We start from the raw sequence: 18,094 nt of genomic DNA, 5'->3' as shown, positions 1-18,094 counted from the left end.
CCCGGCCGCCTCATGCGACGGCCTCGATTTGTTGTTATGGGGCGGTGCTGGGGCAGGTACTCAGACCATGCTGGGATCGGGTTCCAGGCCCATCAGCTCACGCCCGAGGATCTGCGCGCAGACGTCGTAGTCGGTGTAGGCATGCGCACCGGTGAGGTGCGCATCGCGAAACAGCCGTTGCAGCTCGTTGGACTCGAACCAGGCGCCGCCGCCGGCCGCTTCCATCAGCCGGTCCACTGCCTGGATGCACATCTTGGTGGCATAGCCCTGGTTGGTCCGCCAGAACGCCAGGGTTTCCCGGCTCGGGTACTCGTGGCGTTCTCCGTGCTCGGCGTGGTCCTGCCAGGTTTTTTCGAGAAAAGCCCGCGCCGCCGCCACCTGGTGTGTGGACTCGGCCAGGCGCATCAGCGCCGGGGTGGCAGCGCCCACGGCCGCACCGGTGTAGGCCCGCACACGGTTGCGGGTTTTCTCGCGAAACACTTCGAGCATGCGCTCGGCCACGCCCAGGCTGACCGTGGAGAAACCGCTGGCAAAATAGGGCCGGTACGGCGAGTAGAAAATCTTGCTGTCGGGGTACAGGCCGAAGCCGCCGGACTTGCCTTCCATCATGTCCTTGGCCTTCTGGATCCGATGCTCCGGCACGAACACGTTGGTGATGATCAGGGTCTTGCTGCCACTGCCGCGCATGCCCACGGCGAACCAGTCGTCACGAATCTCATAGTCGCGGCGAGGCAACACGGCGAAGCAATAGTCCTGGGTGCCTTCGGCGTTCTTGCGGCGAAATCCGACAATGGCCCACTCGGCATGGTCACAGCCGCTGCTCCAGCCCATTTCGCCGCTGAACATCACGCCGCCCTCGACTTCCTCGGTGCGGCCAAACGGCGCGATGCTGCTGCTGGCGGTGGCATCGGGATCGGCACCCCAGATTTCTTCCTGGGTCTTGGCCGGGAACATCGCCAACTGATGGCTGTGGGTGCACAACAGGCTCATGGCCCAGGCCGTGCTGGCACAGGCGCCGGCCAGCAGCGCGATGCAATCGGCAAACTGCGGCAGGGAAATCTCCAGGCCGCCATACGCCCTAGGCTGGAAAGCCCGATGCAGGCCGATGCCCTTGAGCAAGGCGATGTTCTCGGCAGGAACGCTACGGTCCTGCTCCGCCTGGAAGGCATTGGCGGCAATGATCGGCAGGAGGGGCTTGAGGTCTTCGAGCAACGGGTTTGGCTTTTTCATGGACGGACTCTTTTATTATTGGCGTCTGCCGATCCCGCCTGGCCTTGCACCTCACGGCAGGCTCGTGGTGCAGAAAACAGCGGGATCAAATGATTGAGGCCGGTCCAGTATGGGCATTGGCAAGACGTCGAAAAATGCACCTTCCAGATCCAAGATTGTACTTTTCATGGTGCCGATCCAAGCCGATGGCGCGCTCGGTCAAGTGCCCCGGCACGGATGATCAAGACAAACACCCTCGCCTGGGCCCTTAATAGGGGCATCGCGTGCAGCGCTTTGCACGGAGTCTCCTTTCACTTTGTCAGGTTGCGTCATGATCAATATCGAAACGCCCACCTATTACACAGCCACCAAGAAGTACAACCTCAGTTTCCCGACCCTGGAACAGGACGTGGAAGCCGATGTCGTGGTGATTGGCGGCGGCTTCTCCGGCATCAATACCGCGCTGGAGCTTGCTGAAAAAGGCATCACCAACATCGTGGTGCTCGAGGCGCGCTACCTGGGTTTCGGCGGCACCGGGCGCAACGGCGGGCAGATCATGGCCGGCATCGGTCATGACCTGGAAAAGATCAAGAAGGACGTCGGCGAAGACGGTCTGCGCCAGGTCTTCGAGATCAGCGACCTGGGGGCGGACATCATCAAGGACCGCATCGCCAAGTACGCCATCGATGCCGACTTCTGCCATGGCTACGGCTACATGGGTTTCAACGCCCGCCAGGAAAAAACCCTGCGGGCCTGGGAAAAAGACTTCAAGTCGATCAACAGCAAGCACGAGATCCGCTTTCTCGGCGGCTCCGACGTCCAGCAGATCATCGGCTCCAAAGCCTACGGCAGCGCATTGCTGCACATGGGCGGTGGGCATGTGCATTCGTTGAACCTGCTGCTGGGCGAAGCCAAGGCACTGGCCGGCCACGGCGTGCAGATCTACGAGAACAGCCCCGCCCTGGAAGTCCGTTATGGCGAGCGCATCACCGTGCGCACCGGGCGCGGCTCGGTCAAGGCCAGCAAGCTGTTGTGGGCCTGCGACAGTTTCCTCAACAAACTGGAGCCGGAACTGCATCGCTCGACGATCAACACCTACGCCTTCCAGATGATGACCGAGCCACTGTCGGACGAGCTGATCCAACGCATCAGCCCGATTCGCGGTGCCTACAGCGATATCCGCCCGGTCATCGACTATTACCGCGTTACTAACGAAAATCGCCTGCTGTTCGGTGCCGCGACGCCGCTGGTGGAGCACATTCCCCAGGACCTCAAGGCCTGGAACCGGAATCTGATGCTGAAGATTTTCCCGTACCTCAAGGACGTGAAGATCGACCTCGCCTGGGGCGGTCCGATGGCGTGCAGCCCGAATCTGTTCCCCCAGATCGGTACCCTGCCCGGCCGCCGCAATGCGTTCTTCGTCCAGGGCTACTCCGGGTTTGGCGTCACGCCGAGCCACATCATCTGCAAGGTCCTGGCCGAAGGCATGAGCGAAGGTTCGGCGCGTTATGACCTGGTCAGTTCCGTCAGGCGCCCGACCATCATCGGCAAGGACGCCATCCGTCCGCTGTTGCTGACTGCCGGCAAGTCCTGGCACCAGCTGTCGGGCTACTGGAACGGCCGTCGCTGACAACCACACCGCTTTCTATTTCAATCATCAGGAGTCACCGCCATGCCCCTTATCACCCTCAAGAAAGACATCCAGCTGTCCGAACTGGACGCCTGGGGTACCGTCGCCGACCTGGGTTCGCAAATCCTCGAAGGCGAAGTCAAGGCCTTCGGCAAGATGACCTTCGGCGCCCCGACCGATCCCGTCAGCAGCGCCTACTTCGGCACCACACAGGGCAAGTTCCGGATGGTGTATCCGTTTGCCGAGCAAGCCACCGTGGTCACCGGCGAAGTGGTGCTCACCGACGAAGCCACCGGCCAGAGCACCCGCTACAAGGCTGGCGACAGCTGGTTCGTGACCAAGGGCACGCCGGTACTGTGGGAAGTGGTCAGCGAGAGTTTCGTCAAGCACTACTTCGCGGTAGTCTGAGCACCGTGACCGTGGCGAGGGAGCTTGCTCCCGCTGGGCTGCGAAGCAGCCCCGCTTTTATGCGATTCGGGAGCAAACTCCCTCGCCACAAAAACGCCCTGGCCGTAGGGGTTCACGTTCTTCCCTCAACCGCAATGTGCTTGCGAAGGTTGCGCCCATGAACCTCATTCCCACCCAGGACATCGCCGGCCACTGCCTGCACGCGTTCACCCAGTTGATTCCCGCCAGCCGGGCGGCCTTCTACTGTGTCGACCGCCACTTGCAAGCCCATGACTTCAGCCTGCACGGCATGAGTGGCGAGATGCACCGCGACTACCTGGACAACTACCGCCAGTTCGATCCGCTGCAACCGCGCAACTGTGTCTGCGATGAACAGGCCGTGGTGCCGCTGGGCCTGGCGATGACCCGCCAGCCGGTGCGCGACAGCCAGCGCTACCGCAGCTTCCTGCAACGCTACGGCGTAGTGGATGTGGTGGAAGTCTTCGCCCGTCGGGACGGCCAGCCGCAAGCCGCCATTTCGTTATTGCGCACCGCCGAACAAGGCGCCTTCACGCCTCAGCAGTTGTCCCAGCTCGGCGCGTTGCAAACCCTGTTGCAACTGGCGGTGGCGCACCTGCCTGCCCAGGCGGATGCCCTGGACGGCTTGACGCCCAAGGAGCGCCAGATCGCCCTGCTGCTGCGCGAGGGCGTCAGCAACAAGCACCTGGCCCGGGAGTTGAACGTCGGCTTGCCGACCATCAAGACTCACCTGATCAACCTGTTCCGCAAGGTCGGCGTCAGCAGTCGCACCGAGTTGGTCAGCGCGCTGTTTCTCTGAACGGTTCAACCATCCGGTTGATAGTGCACAGATGCCCCAGAGCCCATGATCCGGCGGGTGACTACACCCAACCGGAGCCTTGCAATGAGTACATCTACAGACTGGATCACCGTCGGCGCCCTGGCCGATGGCTTTGCCCCCGACGCCTTCATCCTGCCGAACCTGGCAGACCTGAGCGGCAAGACCTTTACCCTGAACTTCGCCAATGGCTGGCAGATCGAGCATCGGTTCGAGCAGGACACGTTGTCCTGGCACGCCGCCGACGGGCACTCCAGCGGCACCGCGCCCTACCGCGCCACATCGGTTCGCCCGGGCCTGTACCTGGTGGACTTTCTCAAAGGCGAAGGCCGCCAGACCCTGTCGGTCAGCCTGGTGCTCGACACCGCCAACGCTGCGTTCACCGCCGTGATCGGGCGCATGCCCGAGCCAGAGCAAACCCGTGAAGGGCTCTACGGCCGCGCCCTGGCGGGCAAGCCCCTGACGAGCGTCGGCGTCGACTTCCTCCACGGCAGCCTCGACCGGCCCTGGCAAGACGGCCTCTGCCCGCACGCACCGAGCAACGAGCTGGTGGGGCTGCGCAACCTGTATCGCTACAGCCCAAGCGAAGTCTACGAACACATCTACCTCAATGACCGGTTCTACGCCTGGCAGTGCCTCAAGGGCGTGGAACAAGGCCTGTGCGACACCGACCGGTGCGACACCTACAAGGTCGCCGACCAGCTGTATCTGTTCGTCTGGCGGGAAAAAATCATCCCGACCCTCGGCCTGGTGCTGATCGACCTGCAACAACACCGCAGCGACGGCAAGATTTTCGGCTACGCCGGTGCGTCCTTCGATGAATACTCCAATTTCCCGGTCAGTTCCTACTGCCAGGTCCTCAACCAGACGGAGTATCCCGATGCCTGAATCACGCACCGTGGTGATTACCGGCGCGGGCACCGGCATCGGTGCCGCCTGCGCCCGGTTGTATGCCGCCGAAGGCGCCAACCTGGTCTTGATCGGCCGACGCCGCGAGCCCCTGGAAGACCTTGCCAGGGAAGTCGGCGGCCTGGTGTTGGTGGGCGACGCCGCGTGCCCGACGACCTGGGACGGTTTCATCGCGCAGATCCGCCAGCGTTTCGCTCGACTCGATGTGCTGTTGGCCTGTGCCGGCGGCATGGGCCAGGGCAGCGCCACCCAAACCAGCCCGCAAGCCTGGGACGCGGCCATGCGCAGCAACCTCGACAGCGCGTTCTACAGCGCGCGGGCCTGCCTGCCCTTGCTGCAGGAAAGCGCCGGCAACGTGGTATTGATCGGGTCCATCGCGTCGTTGGCGGCCGGGCCGCAAGTGTGCGGCTACACCACCGCCAAACACGCACTGCTGGGCCTGAACCGCTCCCTGGCGCGGGACTACGGCCCCCAAGGCGTGCGGGTCAACGCGGTCTGTCCGGGCTGGGTCCGCACGCCGATGGCCGATGAGGAAATGCAGGTGCTGATGCAGTTCCACGGTGAAACGCTGCAACAGGCCTACGACCGAGTCTGCGCCGACGTGCCGTTGCGCCGCCCCGCCAGCGCCGAGGAGATCGCCCTCGCCTGTCGTTTCCTGGCGTCCCGGGACGCCTCGATCATCACCGGCGTGGCGCTGGTGGCCGACGGTGGTTCGAGCATCGTCGACGTACCGACCCTGGCGTTCAGCCACATGGAGGTGACCCATGGCCAATGACCTGGATTTCAGCGGCAAGACGGTGTTGGTGACTGGCGGTGCCCAAGGCATTGGTCGGGCCATTGTCGAAGCCTTCGCCTGGCGTGGGGCTCAGGTGGTGATCGCCGACCTCGGCCTGGCGCGGGCCGAGGCCCTCGCCAGCGAGCTGACGGCCGGCGGCTACCAGGCGCAAGCGGTGGGCGTGGACCTCGCGGACGCCACGGCGATATCGGCCATGATGGGCGGGCTGCAAGAGCGCCTGGGGCGCCTGGACGTGCTGGTGCACAACGCCGGCTACTTCCCGTTGACGCCTTTTGCGCAGATCACCCCGGCGGTGCTGGAACGCACCCTGGCGGTGAACCTGTCGGCGCTGTTCTGGCTGACCCAGGCGGCGCTGCCGATGTTCCGCCGCCAGGGCCAGGGCTGTGTGCTGGTGACGTCCTCGGTCACCGGCCCGCGCGTGGCGTACCCGGGGCTTAGCCATTACGCCGCGTCCAAGGCCGGGGTCAATGGTTTCATACGCAACGCGGCACTGGAGCTGGCGCCCGAGCAGGTGCGGGTCAACGGTGTCGAACCGGGCATGATCGCGACCCCGGCCATGGCCAACCTCGGTGACGATGACCTCAACCAGGACATCGCTCGGCGCGTGCCACTGGGGCGATTGGGTCGTCCCGGGGACATTGCCGGCGCCATGCTATACCTGGCCTCTGACCTGGCCGCCTATGTGACGGGCCAGACCCTGGTGGTCGACGGCGGTTCGACATTGCCGGAAGTCTGAGGCGATCCAGCGGGCGGTGGTGAGGACAGCACCACCGCCTTCGCGGGCAAGCCCGCTCCCACAGGTTCAGCAGTGTTCCCTTCTATTTCGGATCCACCACAACGCCGCCTGTGGGAGCGGGCTTGCTCGCGATGGCGGCGGTTCGGCGGGCACCGTTCCTGCGTCTCAGGCCACTCCCTGCGCCTGTTGCAGATGGCTTGCGCGAAAGTCCTTGGGCGAGAGTTCGAACTGCTTCTTGAACGAGCGGCTGAAGTGGGCCGAGTCGGTGAAGCCCCATTTGTAGGCAATCGAGGTAATGGACTCGTCCCGCAGGAACGGGTTGGTCAGGTCATCGGCGCTGCGCTTGAGCCGGGCTCGCTGGATGTAACGGCAGACGCTGTCGTCCTGTTCTTCGAACAACCGGTACAGATGGCGCACCGAGATGTTCAGGCGGTTGGCCAGGCCCACCGGGCTGAGGCCGGGCTGGTTGAGGGATTCGTCGATGACCTTCTGCACGTAGCTGCGCAGATGGCTGCCCTGCAGCGCGGCGCCATCGTCACGGGCATCGCTCGTGTGCTCCAGCGCCGAGCCCAGCAAGGACACGAACGCACTCTGCAGGGCCTCGCCCTCGCCCGCCGCGCCTTCGCCGTCCGGCGTGTCCTTGCACAACTGGTCCATCAGCACGTGCAACATCCGCCCGCAGGCCTTGCTCGACGAGATCTTGCCGAAGGTCCTGGTGTCCCCGCCCAACTGCCTCGACACCTGCTGCCGAGACAAGGACAGCACGGCATGCTCGATCAGGCCGAACGGGCTGATCTCCAGTGCGCCCGCCGAATCCATCAGTAACAACTCGCCGGGGGCCAGTTGGATGCTCAGGCCGTTCTGGGTGATGCGGCAATAGCCACTGCGCTGGCTGACCAGCAGGCAATCCTGATCGTCGTCGTGGTCGGGATTGGGCGAGTGGCGCTTGATGGAACCGGCGTTGGTGCGCAGGTTCGACAGGGAAAGACCGCCGCGGCAGAAGTTCGAGACCTGGCCGATAAACAAGGCACGATTGAAAGCCAGCTCCGTCTCGAAATACCCACACGTGGCGCGCAGGTCCCGGTTCCAGGTCTCCAGCCCGTCTTGCCCAACCTGTTGCATGCTCATGGCGTTCTCCGCAGTGGCTTATTGTTTTTGTGCGGCAATAGTTAACATGTTATCTATATGCACGCAACAAATACCTGATCGCCAGAGCAGAAGCAGGATTGATGCCAGGGCGGCACTACAGGGTCAGAGGCTTGCCAATACCCGTTGCAGGCCGCTCAGGGATGCCAGCAAGGCTGCGCGTTGTTCGCCTCCGAGCGCGATGTAGCGCCGAAAGGCCGGCATGCGGTTGACCACCTCGCTGCCGCCCATGTGTTCCAGGCGCACGCACCACTGGCGCTCGTGCAGGTCGATGCGCAGGCGCTTGAAATCCAGCGGCATGAGCGCCTGGTACAACCCCTGATCGTGCGTTACCGCCGCCTGCAACCGGGCCGCCAGCGCCTGGTCGGCACCCCGCTGGCGACAGCGCAGACCCTTGCGGCGAATAGCCCCGCCGTGGTGCAGCTCCAGGCGCGCCGTGCCCTCCATCGACGCAGGCACGCGCAACACGAATTCGGTCATCACCAGGTGCATCAGCCACTGTGATTCGGTGCGCTCGACAATCTCCAGTTGCAGCCGGCCGTCGTCGCTGGCCACAGTAGCCGTCGTCGGCCCTGACCACACGAAGTGCGCCAGCCCGAGGTTGCGCCGCACGTGTTCCAGGGTCACCCCAGGCCGATAGCCGGCCGGGTGGCGATGGGCGCGCAAGCGCTCAGACAGTCTTTGCAGCACGGTCGATAAACTCGCCGGCAGGTTGCCCTGGCTCATGGGAAAACTCCTTGGCCAGCACGTCTTCCACCGACGCTGGCATGAATGGATTGACCTTCTGCACCACCAGGGTCCAGAACAAGGCGTAGGCCGCGGTGCCACCGAGCATCACCGCGAACGGGATGTAGATGTCGGCTGGGTTCATGCCGGGCGGCGTGATGAACCACATGCCCAGGAGGATGCCGACACTGGACAGGATCTGTGGCAGCGGAAAGAACGGCGAGCGATAGGCCCGCGGCAGGTCTGGCCGACGAATGCGCAGGCTCACCACCGACACCGTCACCAGCAGGTAGGCAAAGCTCCAGGCACACACCGCCGCTAGTACCAGGTGCATGATGTTGTCGGTGTTGCCACCGAGCCACAGCGCATGCAGGCAAGGAATCAACGCCGCCACCAGGATGCACAGCAAGGGTGTCTTGAAACGCGGGTGCAGGTAAGTGAAGACCTTGGGCAATGCGCCGTCCACCGCCATCCCGTAGAGAATCCGCGGCACGCCGGCCATCAGGGTGTTGATGGTCGCCGCGCCGGCAAACAGGAAGCCGATCCCCAGCCACAGCGGGCCGATATCCCCCATGACCTGCTCGGCGAAGCGCGGAATCGCCATGGGCGTGTCCAGCAGGTGCACGCCGCTGGCGGCATCGAGCAGCACGTTCTCCACCTGGCGTTTCATCGCCGCGCCGTAGATGAACATGCACGAGGCGACGCTCAGCAAGCCGAGGATCATCGCCCTGGGCATGACCTTGGCCGAGTGGCGCAGGTCCGGCGCCAGAGGCGTGACGAACTCGCAGCCCACGAACATGAACATGGCCATGCCCACCAGCGAGAGGATGGTGATCAGGTCGGTGCCCACCAGCGAAACCCCGAACCAGCCTTCCAGTTGCACCGCTGGCGCCGCGATCAAGCCGAGCACGCCAAATACCATCAACGTGGTCCACATGCCGAAGGTCAGGATGATCTCGGCTCGGCCGAACGCACTGACGCCGAACGCGTTGAGCACCCCGAACACAATGACGAACCCGACCCCGAGCAACCAGGAACCGCCGGCAGACTCGGCCAGGGTGTTCAGGTGCTCGAAGTTCACCAGCGCCATGACCCCGGACAGGATGGTCTCGGCGGTGCCGGCGAACACGTGCACGATCAGGTAGGCCGACAGCGTGCCGGTGATCGCGAAGAAACGCCCCATGCCACAGTTGATGTAGTCATAGACCGAGCCGGTGGTGGGCAGGATCGACGCGGCCTCGGCGAACGTGGTCGCCTGGGCCAGCATCATCACCACGGCAATCAGCATCGCCACGGCGAAGGCGCTGCCACCGATACCGAAGCCCATGGTTGCGGTGAGAATCACCGGGCTGGCCATGATCAGGCCGATGGTGCTGGCCAGGGCGGTGGGAAATCCCACCGTGCCCCGGTTCAAGTGCGCGGTGAGTCGGTCATTGATCGACATGGTGCAGATCCTCGAGAAGCGGATTTTTTAGTAGAGGTGCCACAGCCGTCCAGGAGCCGGCATTCAAGCCCCCCAGCCAGTCCCTGATCGAAACGGCGTTGCGTGCAGCTTCACTTTGCGCCGCCGCGCCACAGGCGTCTTGCCCATGTCTGCCGCCACTCTTGTTGCTGCCTGCCAGCCCCCGCGGCCTGGCGGGCTGGATCAATTCCCTGGCAGCCAGGTGAAAGACTTCCCCCCGCGCAGCTCCCCTTAATGCGCGCTCTGCCGTCCTATTACACTGGGGAAAAACACCATGGAGCACACACGCCACACACCGCTACTGCGCAACGCCATCGGCCTGGGCATCGCCCTGCTGGTTGCCGACTCATCGGCCCAGGCCCTTGAGCTCTACGCCGACCAGGACACCACCATCACCGGGAACGTCCTCGCGGTCTACGGAATGTTCAACAGCCGCAAGAACTACGACGGCACCGGTGGCGGCTCCAGCTGGCGCGAAGGCTTCATCAAGTATGGCCTGAGTATCGACCAGGCATTGGCCGGCATGGGCAGTGTCTACGGCACCGCTAACCTGGTCAGCTCCGGCACCTGGGGCGACGGTGACCCGGCCGGCCTGAGCGACGGCTCGGAGCGCACCACGAAATTCGATGAGGCCTTCGCCGGCTGGCGCTCAGGGGACCTGTTCCCGGTATTGGGCAAGGACGGCGTCGACCTCTCCTACGGTCGCCAGGTGATCACCCTCGGTGACGGTTTCATCATCAACGACGACGGCTTGAACCTGGGCAAGGGCCCGGCGGACGGCGACCTCAATCGCGGCGGCGCCTATTACCTGGCCGCCCGCCACGCCTTCGACAAGACCGCCGTGCTGCGCCTGGGAGCGAAGGACGGCGTGCATGGCAGCCTGATGTGGATCAAGTCCGACAACCGCGCCCAGGCCAACACCGAAATGGCCGCCGGCACCCTGGAATACACCACCGCGCCCGGCACCCTGGGCCTGACCTACATCCATGGCATCGACGTCGATGACCACTACGCCAGCGACTTCCAGAAACAGCGCGAAGGCATGAACATCTACAGCCTGCGGGGCAGCGGCAACGCCGGCATCGAAAACGCCCACTTCGCTTTCGAATACGCCTGGCAGGACAAGGACGCCGGCCCGGAAAAAGCCTGGTATACCGAGGCCGGCTACACCTTCGCCGACCTGCCCTGGACACCGGACCTGACCTATCGCTACAGCCGCTACTCACAGAACTGGGACTCGATGTTCAACGGCCTGAGCCGAGGCTACGGCACCTGGTTCCAGGGCGAGGTGGCCGGCAACTATTCCGGGCCGTTCAACAGCAACACGGCCATCCAGCACGTCGGCCTCAAGCTCAAGCCGACGGACACCGTGACCGTCGGCGCGCTGTTCTTCGACTACCAGACCCTGCACGACCGCCAGGCGTTGAACCTCGATGGGCGCGAGCTGGACCTGTATGTCGAATGGGCCGTGAGCGAACACCTGATCGTCACGCCGCTGCTGGGGCTGTACAAGCCGGAGAAGGATGACAACAGCGGCGGCAACCAGGTCGGCGGCAACGGCACCAACGTCTACAGCCAGTTGGTGGTGGCGGTGCCGTTCTGAAGGCGTGGGGGCTGCCGGCGGCGGCAGCTCCCCGTGCGTCTATTGCTTGTGCTGGTGCAACATCGTCTGGATCTGATGCGTGGCCTGGCGCGTGCTTTCGGCCAGTTTGCGCACCTCGTCGGCGACCACCGAGAACCCCCGCCCGACCTCACCGGCCCTGGCGGCTTCGATCGCGGCATTCAAGGCCAGCAGGTTGGTCTGGTCGGCAATGCCCTTGATCACCCCGACCACCGTGGCGATCTGGGCGTAGGTCACCTGGTTCTGCTCCAGCATGCGGTGGTGGGTGGATTGGGCCGAGCGCTCGTCGCTGATGTCGCGCACCGCACCGATCACCCGGACCAGCCGTCCCTGGGCATCGCGCACCGCCCGTCCGCGTTCGCGGCACCAGATGTAGTCGCGGCTCTTGTGGCGCATGCGGTACTCGAAGACGTATTCGCCACTGCCCTGGGTGCCGAGAATCTCGCGGTCGAAAATCGCCATGATCTTCGGCAGGTCATCCGGGTGCGTGATGCCGACCTGGGCATCCCAGCCATCGGGCAGTTCGTCCACCCCATAGCCCAGCAACGCGCGAAACTGGCTGGAAAAACGCATGCTGCTGGCCGGGTGCTGCAGGTCGCCGTTGACCACCGTGATGTCCCAGCAGCCCTCGGTCAGCGTCGATTGCAACAACGCCCAGATCTGCGCTTCCTGGTGATGTTGCTGCACTTGCTGACGGTATTCGTCCCGTTGGCGCTCCAACAACTGTTCGCGGCCTTGGGCCTGTTCCAGTTGTTGGCGCAACATCTCCCGTTCGCGCTCGCCCTGCTGCCACCGCGCGGCCTGCTCGGCCAGTTGGGCCTCGACCTGAAGGCAACGCTCGGCGCTGCTCGCCATTTGCCGGGCGTGTTGGGCCAGGCATGCCCGCAACGGCGGGTACGCGTCGAGCATCGGCGTGTCCTCGGTGTCGCCGGCCAGCGCTCGCTGCACCTGGGCGCTCAACGCCAGTTTGTGTCGGTTGGTCTGGAGAAACATCGCCCGCTCCTTTGCCATCGAGTCGAAACACTGATCTGACCGCAAACACGCGCCGCTGGCTTGTACCTGGCTGCTGAAGGCCTTGCTCCTGGCTGCCAGGGCCACGTCCTGGCAGGCACGCACATGCCGCGCGGCAGGCACAGTCAAGCCGGGCCGCCGCGCAGCGATTAACCTCGGGGCTTTCCCTTCGCGATAGGAAACACCCATGAGCGATATTGCCCTACTGCCTCAGGTCGAAGCCTTTCTCGGCCGGCGTCACGCACTGTTCATCGATGGTCGCTACGTCGAAAGCCAAGGCAGCCAGACGCTGGACGTCATCAACCCGGCCACCGGCCACGTCATCGCCCAGGTCAGCGACGCCAGTACGGCCGATATCGATCACGCGGTGGAATCGTCTCGACGCGGCTTCAGGCAGTGGTCCCAGGCCGCACCGGCGGTTCGTGGCCAGGTGCTGCTCAAGCTCGCGGACCTGCTGGAGCAGCACCGCGAAGAGTTGGCCCAGATCGAAACCTGCCAGTCGGGAAAAATCATCCACATTTCCCGCGCTTTCGAGGTCGACCAGGCGGCGCACTTCCTGCGTTACTACGCCGGCTGGGCCACCAAGATCGGCGGCGAGACGATCACCCCGTCACTGCCCTCCTTCGCCGGAGAACGCTACACCGCGTTCACCCTGCGCGAACCGGTCGGGGTGGTGGTGGGCATCGTGCCGTGGAACTTCTCCACCATGATCGCCATCTGGAAACTGGCGTCAGCCTTGGTGACCGGCTGCAGCATCATCATCAAGCCCAGCGAGTTCACGCCGCTGACCATCCTGCGCATTGCCGAACTAGCCATCGAAGCCGGCCTGCCGGCGGGCGCCCTGAACGTGGTCACCGGTGGCGGCCAGGTGGGCAAAGGGTTGATCGAGCACCCAGGCACCAACAAAGTTTCGTTCACCGGTTCGGTACCCACCGGCCTCGCCGTGGGCCAGGCAGCCATGGGCGCCGGACTGACCCGGTCGACCCTGGAACTGGGTGGGAAAAATGCCGCGGGCTTTCTGCGCGATGTCGATCAAGAGGTGGCGGTCAACGGCATCATCGAAGCCGGCTTCCTGCACTCGGGGCAAATCTGCGCGGCGGCGGAACGGTTCTTTGTCCATCGTTCACAGATCGAGCCGATCATGGAAAAACTCGCCCAGCGCCTGGCCCGACTCACCATCGGTTCGCCCCTGGACGAACGCACCGAGTTCGGCCCGGTCACCAACCACTCGCATCAGCGCAAGCTCGGCGAGTTCTTCGCCAAGGCCCGGGCGCAGAACAACACCATCGTCCATGGCGGCAAGCTGATCGAAGGACCGGGCTGCTACGTCGAGCCAACGATCATCCTCGCCAACCGCCGCGACGACGCCCTGCTCAACGAAGAAACCTTCGGCCCGATCGCGACGTTCTTCCCCTACGACACGGAAGAAGAACTGCTGGAACTGATGAACGACACGCCCTACGGCCTCAGCGCCAGCCTCTGGACCCAAGACCTGAGCAAAGCCCTGCGCATGGTCCCGGCCATCGAAGCCGGCACCGTGTGGGTCAACATGCACACCCTGCTCGACCCGGCCGTACCTTTTGGCGGCAGCAAGTCTTCAGGGATCGGCCGGGAATTCGGCAGCGCATTCATCGATGACTACACCGAGTTGAAATCGGTAATGATCCGCTACTGACCCTTGCTCCGGTGGGCGGACTCAACGCCCACCGGCTCTAGAGAACACAGCCCCCCACCGCCTGTGGGAGCGAGCTTGCTCGCGAAAGCGGTGAATCAGCTGGAAATAATCCAAAGCAGAAATCGCCTTCGCGAGCAGGCTCACTCCCACCTTCCGTGGGAGCGAGCGGCTCGCGAAAGCGGCCCTCTTGCAACAACCTGGATAGGCGGTGTCTCCACCGCCCATGCTCAACGCTGGCAGGCATTGACCGGCGGCACGCGACCGCGCCAGGGTTGGGCGCGTTCCAGTTGCGCGGCCAAAGCCAGCAAGGTGCTTTCCTCGCCAAAGCGACCGGCAAAGTGCGCGCCTATCGGCAAGCCGTTGGCACTCCAGGACAACGGCACCGACATGGCCGGCTGGCCGCTGGCATTGAACAGCGCGGTAAACGGCGAGTAACTGTGATAGCGCTCGATCAGTTGCTCAAGGCTCATGCACACGTCCTGGAGGTCAAGCTCACCAATGGGCGCCGGCTCACGGGTCAGCACCGGGGTCAGGATCACATCGTAATCCTGCATGAACGTCGCCAACTGCCGCCCCAACGCATGAATCCATTCCACCGCCCCGGCGTACTGGGCACCGGTGACATGCCCCTTGTCCCGCAGGATGATCCGGGTGCGCACCTCCAACTCCTCCGCCTGCACCTGCGCGCCCCGCATCTCGCCCAGCAAGTCGACATAGTGCCGGGTACTGGCGCCAATGATGGTGAACACCTGGTTGAGAAACTCCGGCAACACCACCGGCAGGCTGACCGGCTCGACACGGTGCCCCAGGGATTCGCACAACCGCGCGGCCTCGTTCAAGGCCTGGAGGCTCTGGGACGATGTCGGCCAGGGCGCGAGTTGTTCGACCAGGGCAATGCGCAACGGTCTTGGGTCACATTGCACCGCCGTCACATACGGCAGCGCCTGGACCGGCGCGGCATAGGGCGCGCCCAGGTCGATGCCGGCAGTGGCGTCCAACAGCGCGGCACTGTCACGTACCGACAAAGTGATCGCATGGGCGGTGCCCATCCCGGCCCAGCCCTCGCCGACCATCGGCCCCGACGGCAACAAGCCACGACTGGGTTTGAAACCGAACACGCCACAGCAGGACGCCGGCACGCGCAATGAGCCACCGCCGTCGTTGCCATGGGCGAAGGGCACCACGCGGGCCGCCACCAGTGCCGCCGCGCCGCCGCTGGAACCGCCCGCGCTGTGCCCGGTGCTCCACGGGTTGCGCGTAGCGCCGAAGCGCGTGGATTCAGTGGAGTAGGACGTGCCGAACTCCGGCGACGTGCTGGTGCCCATCACCTGGCAACCCGCGCGCCGTAGACGCGTCACCACTTCCGATTCGAAGTCCGCCCGAAAATCCCCCAGGGAGCGAGAACCGTTGGTCATCGCCGCACCGGCGACCGGGGAAAACAAGTCCTTGATCAAGGTCGGCACGCCGGCAAGCAGGCCCTGGCCAACCGCGGCCGTGCGGGCGACCTCCCGCGCCGACTCGTACAACCGCTCGGCCACGGCGTTGATGTGCGGCTCGACTTGCTCCAGGCGCTCGATGGCGGTTTCCAGCAACTCGCCAGGGCCAACCTCACCGCGCCTGACCCACTCGGCCAGCGCCGTGCCGTCTTCGCGGTCCATCAAATGGTGAATGTCTTGCATACCCATGTTCAGATTCCTTGTTTCATGACGATTGACGTGTACCGATGGAAGTCGACTGGCCCTGGCCGCGTGTGCGCAGGCCCACGACCACCCAGAGCAGTGCGGCGATGCATCCGGCGAAGGCCAGCCATTGGATGGACTGGCGCAGGTCCCCGGCGAAGCTGCCCACGAAGGCCACCACCAGCGGGCTGACGAACTGGCCGATGTACAGGCAGGACGTGAAACCGCCCAAGCCTCGACCGCGGGTGGTGGCGGTCAATGCGTTCATCACCGGCGCCATCACGTTGGGCACCAACAGCCCCGAACCCAGGCCCTGGATGACCACCGCCACCAGCACGGCGTCGTAGCTTTGGGCACGCATCAGCAGCCACAGCCCCAGTCCGATCAGGCCCAGCAACAGCGCGTTGCAACCGGCAACCCCGAAGCGCCGGCGCAACAGCGGCCACATCAACGAGCCGCCCAGGGTCGCCAACAGGCTCAGCCCGGCGGCCATCCCGATCATCGTGCTAGAGGTGATGCCGAGGCTGACCAGCAGCATCGGTGCCTGGATCGGTACGACGAAGGTCAGGACCATGCCGCCCATGACCATCAGGTAGCCGACCACCAGTTGCAGCACCGCCACCTTGCTCGGGCCCGAATCGGCGAGCGGTTGCTCGACGCTGTGGCGCCGGGTCACCGGCGGCTCCCACAACACCTTCATCATCGCCGGCACCAGCAGCAGCGGCAGCAGGTACAACAGGAACGGCGAACGCCACGAGTGCTCGCCGAGCGCGCCCCCCACCACGAAAAACAGCGCCCCCACCAAGCCGATGGTCACCACCTGGCGATTGACGTAGCGCAGCCGCTCTTCGCCCTGCCAGTAGTCGGCGATCAGTGTGGCGCAGCACGTCATCACCGCCGCTTCGGTGCAGCCAAACAACAGCCTCGCGCCGACGATCGACGGCAGGCTGTCGAGCAGCGCCGGCAGTGCGCCAAGCACGGCGTAGAGCAAGGTGGCAATCACCAGCAAGGCCTTGCGCCCGACCCGGTCGGCCAGCCATCCGGCCAGAGGCGCGAACAAGGCAATCGCCAGGGCCGGACCGGTGACCGCCAACGGCACCAGCAGATCGGCACGGGGCTCCACGGGGCCGAACTCGGCGCCCAGCCGGGGCAGGATCGGCGCGACCATCACCGAGCCCATGATGGTCAGGCTGCTGCCGAGCATCAGCACCAGCCCTTCACGCCCACCGGCCTGACGCACCGGGGCCGTTGATACGGAATTTGATTGGTTCATGACGAGCCCCTTCAGAAACTCTGGGAAATACGCAACGCCGCGGTGTAGCCCTCGGCGCGGTTGCGCGCGTCAAGCTCCTTGTAGACGTGCAGCCACACCGGCGGCATGCCGGGCTTGAAGTAGCTGACCGCCGGCCCGACGGCCATGACCCGGGCACGGTTGCCAGACTCCAGCCCTGGCGCATCGTCGTCGGTGAACTGGCGGTAGTAATACCCGCCCACGCCCACGGTCCAGGGCCCGACGTGCTGGCCCACGGCGAATTCATGCCGGTACTCGACGCCGTTCTTGTAGTCGGTGTCTTCGTTGCGGGTGTTGATGTCGGCTTCAAAACTGGAGGACACCTCGAAGCCGCTGTCGGAAATGTAAGTGGCGTTGAGGATCGGGGAGAATGTCCAGTGATTGAGCCCAGGGGAAATCAGGCGATCCTTGTCGTAGTCGCCCGTGGGTGCCTGGACCTGGAACTGGGCATTGACGAACAGGTTCGGCGACAGCGTCCATTGCAGGATCACCGGCAACACCTGGATGTCGGCGAGACGAAACGGATCGGCTTCCAGGTCCAGCGGACCGACCGGTGTCTGCACCCGCACCGAGGCGTCCATCTTGAAGAACGGCACCACGGTGCCGAAGCCGTACTTGGCCCCCAGCACGGTGTAATCGGTCATGCGCATGTAGGCCAGGCCGATGGAGAGCACGTCCAGGGAGAAATTGTTGTCCAGTGCCTTGCCGTGGCGGTCCTTCTGCACGTTGGCCGAATAGAACGCCGTACGCAGGCCGACCGTCCCGTAGGGCGTGGCCGGGGGCATCATGCCCGCGCCAAAATCGTAGACCCCGACTGCCGTGGTCGGTGCACCGTTTTCCGTCGCCTGGACAGCGGCACACAGACCCAACATTCCCAAGGTGAAGCACATGCAACGCAAGCGGTTGGTTTTCTTATTCTGACTCATTGAATGCCCCTTCCGACCAAGTGGTGGTGGGGTC

At 64.5% G+C, this 18,094-nt stretch carries 16 protein-coding genes; 8 read left to right on the top strand and 8 right to left on the bottom strand.

Annotated features, from left to right (window positions below; all coding sequences use genetic code 11):
• Window positions 1–60: 60 nt before the first annotated feature.
• Window positions 61–1,230 (bottom strand): acyl-CoA dehydrogenase, encoded by a 1,170-nt coding sequence (locus VM99_18555; GenBank protein ID AKJ99977.1) that lies wholly within the window; start codon window positions 1,228–1,230, stop codon window positions 61–63.
• Between the two features lie 310 nt (window positions 1,231–1,540).
• Between VM99_18555 and VM99_18550 the strand changes: the two genes are divergently transcribed.
• From VM99_18550 to VM99_18525, 6 genes are all read left to right on the top strand, one after another.
• Window positions 1,541–2,839: an FAD-dependent oxidoreductase gene (locus tag VM99_18550; protein ID AKJ99976.1), complete on the top strand. Its 1,299-nt coding sequence runs from the start codon at window positions 1,541–1,543 to the stop codon at window positions 2,837–2,839.
• A 42-nt stretch (window positions 2,840–2,881) separates the two neighbouring features.
• Window positions 2,882–3,247 (top strand): hypothetical protein, encoded by a 366-nt coding sequence (locus VM99_18545; GenBank protein AKJ99975.1) that lies wholly within the window; start codon window positions 2,882–2,884, stop codon window positions 3,245–3,247.
• A 157-nt stretch (window positions 3,248–3,404) separates the two neighbouring features.
• Entirely contained in the window at window positions 3,405–4,064 is a 660-nt protein-coding gene (locus VM99_18540; protein ID AKJ99974.1) for a LuxR family transcriptional regulator, read from the top strand.
• A gap of 84 nt (window positions 4,065–4,148) precedes the next feature.
• Window positions 4,149–4,970 (top strand): moaF, encoded by an 822-nt coding sequence (locus VM99_18535; GenBank protein ID AKJ99973.1) that lies wholly within the window; start codon window positions 4,149–4,151, stop codon window positions 4,968–4,970.
• The gene (locus tag VM99_18530) at window positions 4,963–5,766 is read left to right on the top strand and encodes a 3-oxoacyl-ACP reductase (protein AKJ99972.1); all 804 of its coding nucleotides are present in this window, start codon (window positions 4,963–4,965) and stop codon (window positions 5,764–5,766) included. The genes VM99_18535 and VM99_18530 overlap by 8 nt, the downstream gene beginning before the upstream one ends.
• Window positions 5,756–6,523 carry a 3-ketoacyl-ACP reductase gene (locus VM99_18525; GenBank protein AKJ99971.1) on the top strand — a complete coding sequence of 256 codons (768 nt, stop codon included), beginning with the start codon at window positions 5,756–5,758 and terminating at the stop codon, window positions 6,521–6,523. The genes VM99_18530 and VM99_18525 overlap by 11 nt, the downstream gene beginning before the upstream one ends.
• A 165-nt stretch (window positions 6,524–6,688) precedes the next feature.
• Here VM99_18525 and VM99_18520 read toward each other — a convergent pair whose 3' ends face one another.
• The 3 genes from VM99_18520 to VM99_18510 form a co-directional block, all read right to left on the bottom strand.
• On the bottom strand, window positions 6,689–7,651 hold the full coding sequence (locus VM99_18520; protein ID AKJ99970.1) for a transcriptional regulator: 963 nt from the start codon (window positions 7,649–7,651) through the stop codon (window positions 6,689–6,691).
• Window positions 7,652–7,774: 123 nt separating this feature from the next.
• Window positions 7,775–8,359 (bottom strand): hypothetical protein, encoded by a 585-nt coding sequence (locus tag VM99_18515; protein AKK01794.1) that lies wholly within the window; start codon window positions 8,357–8,359, stop codon window positions 7,775–7,777.
• Window positions 8,340–9,839, bottom strand: a complete 1,500-nt coding sequence (locus VM99_18510) for an APC family amino acid permease (protein AKJ99969.1) — start codon at window positions 9,837–9,839, stop codon at window positions 8,340–8,342. The genes VM99_18515 and VM99_18510 overlap by 20 nt, the downstream gene beginning before the upstream one ends.
• Window positions 9,840–10,131: 292 nt before the next feature.
• Between VM99_18510 and VM99_18505 the strand changes: the two genes are divergently transcribed.
• Window positions 10,132–11,460 (top strand): hypothetical protein, encoded by a 1,329-nt coding sequence (locus VM99_18505; GenBank protein ID AKJ99968.1) that lies wholly within the window; start codon window positions 10,132–10,134, stop codon window positions 11,458–11,460.
• A gap of 39 nt (window positions 11,461–11,499) precedes the next feature.
• On the opposite strand, the gene VM99_18500 is transcribed toward VM99_18505, so the two are convergent.
• Complete coding sequence (locus VM99_18500; protein ID AKJ99967.1) at window positions 11,500–12,471, bottom strand: histidine kinase; 972 nt, start codon at window positions 12,469–12,471, stop codon at window positions 11,500–11,502.
• 205 nt (window positions 12,472–12,676) lie between these two features.
• Between VM99_18500 and VM99_18495 the strand changes: the two genes are divergently transcribed.
• A complete protein-coding gene (locus tag VM99_18495; GenBank protein AKJ99966.1) occupies window positions 12,677–14,164 on the top strand; it encodes an aldehyde dehydrogenase in 1,488 nt (495 codons plus the stop codon).
• 227 nt (window positions 14,165–14,391) lie between these two features.
• On the opposite strand, the gene VM99_18490 is transcribed toward VM99_18495, so the two are convergent.
• The 3 genes from VM99_18490 to VM99_18480 are packed head-to-tail and all read right to left on the bottom strand — an operon-like array spanning window position 14,392 to window position 18,060.
• Window positions 14,392–15,843 carry an amidase gene (locus VM99_18490; protein ID AKK01793.1) on the bottom strand — a complete coding sequence of 484 codons (1,452 nt, stop codon included), beginning with the start codon at window positions 15,841–15,843 and terminating at the stop codon, window positions 14,392–14,394.
• Between the two features lie 22 nt (window positions 15,844–15,865).
• Window positions 15,866–17,116 carry an MFS transporter gene (locus VM99_18485; GenBank protein AKJ99965.1) on the bottom strand — a complete coding sequence of 417 codons (1,251 nt, stop codon included), beginning with the start codon at window positions 17,114–17,116 and terminating at the stop codon, window positions 15,866–15,868.
• A gap of 11 nt (window positions 17,117–17,127) precedes the next feature.
• Entirely contained in the window at window positions 17,128–18,060 is a 933-nt protein-coding gene (locus VM99_18480) for a signal peptide protein (GenBank protein ID AKJ99964.1), read from the bottom strand.
• Window positions 18,061–18,094: the final 34 nt, after the last annotated feature.

The sequence above is a fragment of the Pseudomonas chlororaphis genome (assembly GCA_001023535.1).
In the GTDB taxonomy this organism is placed as follows: Bacteria; Pseudomonadota; Gammaproteobacteria; order Pseudomonadales; family Pseudomonadaceae; genus Aquipseudomonas; species Aquipseudomonas chlororaphis_E.
Note: the sequence above shows the minus strand (reverse complement) of the source record. Positions and strands in the feature narration are given on the sequence as shown.

What these genes read in the sequence shown, in the direction of transcription:
- VM99_18545 (AKJ99975.1), top strand. Translation starts at nt 2,882, where the DNA reads ATGCCCCTTATCACCCTCAAGAAAGACATCCAGCTGTCCGAACTGGAC.
- VM99_18500 (AKJ99967.1), bottom strand. Translation starts at nt 12,471, where the DNA reads ATGTTTCTCCAGACCAACCGACACAAACTGGCGTTGAGCGCCCAGGTG.
- VM99_18485 (AKJ99965.1), bottom strand. Translation starts at nt 17,116, where the DNA reads ATGAACCAATCAAATTCCGTATCAACGGCCCCGGTGCGTCAGGCCGGT.
- VM99_18520 (AKJ99970.1), bottom strand. Translation starts at nt 7,651, where the DNA reads ATGAGCATGCAACAGGTTGGGCAAGACGGGCTGGAGACCTGGAACCGG.
- VM99_18490 (AKK01793.1), bottom strand. Translation starts at nt 15,843, where the DNA reads ATGCAAGACATTCACCATTTGATGGACCGCGAAGACGGCACGGCGCTG.
- VM99_18510 (AKJ99969.1), bottom strand. Translation starts at nt 9,839, where the DNA reads ATGTCGATCAATGACCGACTCACCGCGCACTTGAACCGGGGCACGGTG.
- VM99_18550 (AKJ99976.1), top strand. Translation starts at nt 1,541, where the DNA reads ATGATCAATATCGAAACGCCCACCTATTACACAGCCACCAAGAAGTAC.
- VM99_18505 (AKJ99968.1), top strand. Translation starts at nt 10,132, where the DNA reads ATGGAGCACACACGCCACACACCGCTACTGCGCAACGCCATCGGCCTG.
- VM99_18540 (AKJ99974.1), top strand. Translation starts at nt 3,405, where the DNA reads ATGAACCTCATTCCCACCCAGGACATCGCCGGCCACTGCCTGCACGCG.
- VM99_18530 (AKJ99972.1), top strand. Translation starts at nt 4,963, where the DNA reads ATGCCTGAATCACGCACCGTGGTGATTACCGGCGCGGGCACCGGCATC.
- VM99_18535 (AKJ99973.1), top strand. Translation starts at nt 4,149, where the DNA reads ATGAGTACATCTACAGACTGGATCACCGTCGGCGCCCTGGCCGATGGC.
- VM99_18495 (AKJ99966.1), top strand. Translation starts at nt 12,677, where the DNA reads ATGAGCGATATTGCCCTACTGCCTCAGGTCGAAGCCTTTCTCGGCCGG.
- VM99_18555 (AKJ99977.1), bottom strand. Translation starts at nt 1,230, where the DNA reads ATGAAAAAGCCAAACCCGTTGCTCGAAGACCTCAAGCCCCTCCTGCCG.
- VM99_18480 (AKJ99964.1), bottom strand. Translation starts at nt 18,060, where the DNA reads ATGAGTCAGAATAAGAAAACCAACCGCTTGCGTTGCATGTGCTTCACC.
- VM99_18525 (AKJ99971.1), top strand. Translation starts at nt 5,756, where the DNA reads ATGGCCAATGACCTGGATTTCAGCGGCAAGACGGTGTTGGTGACTGGC.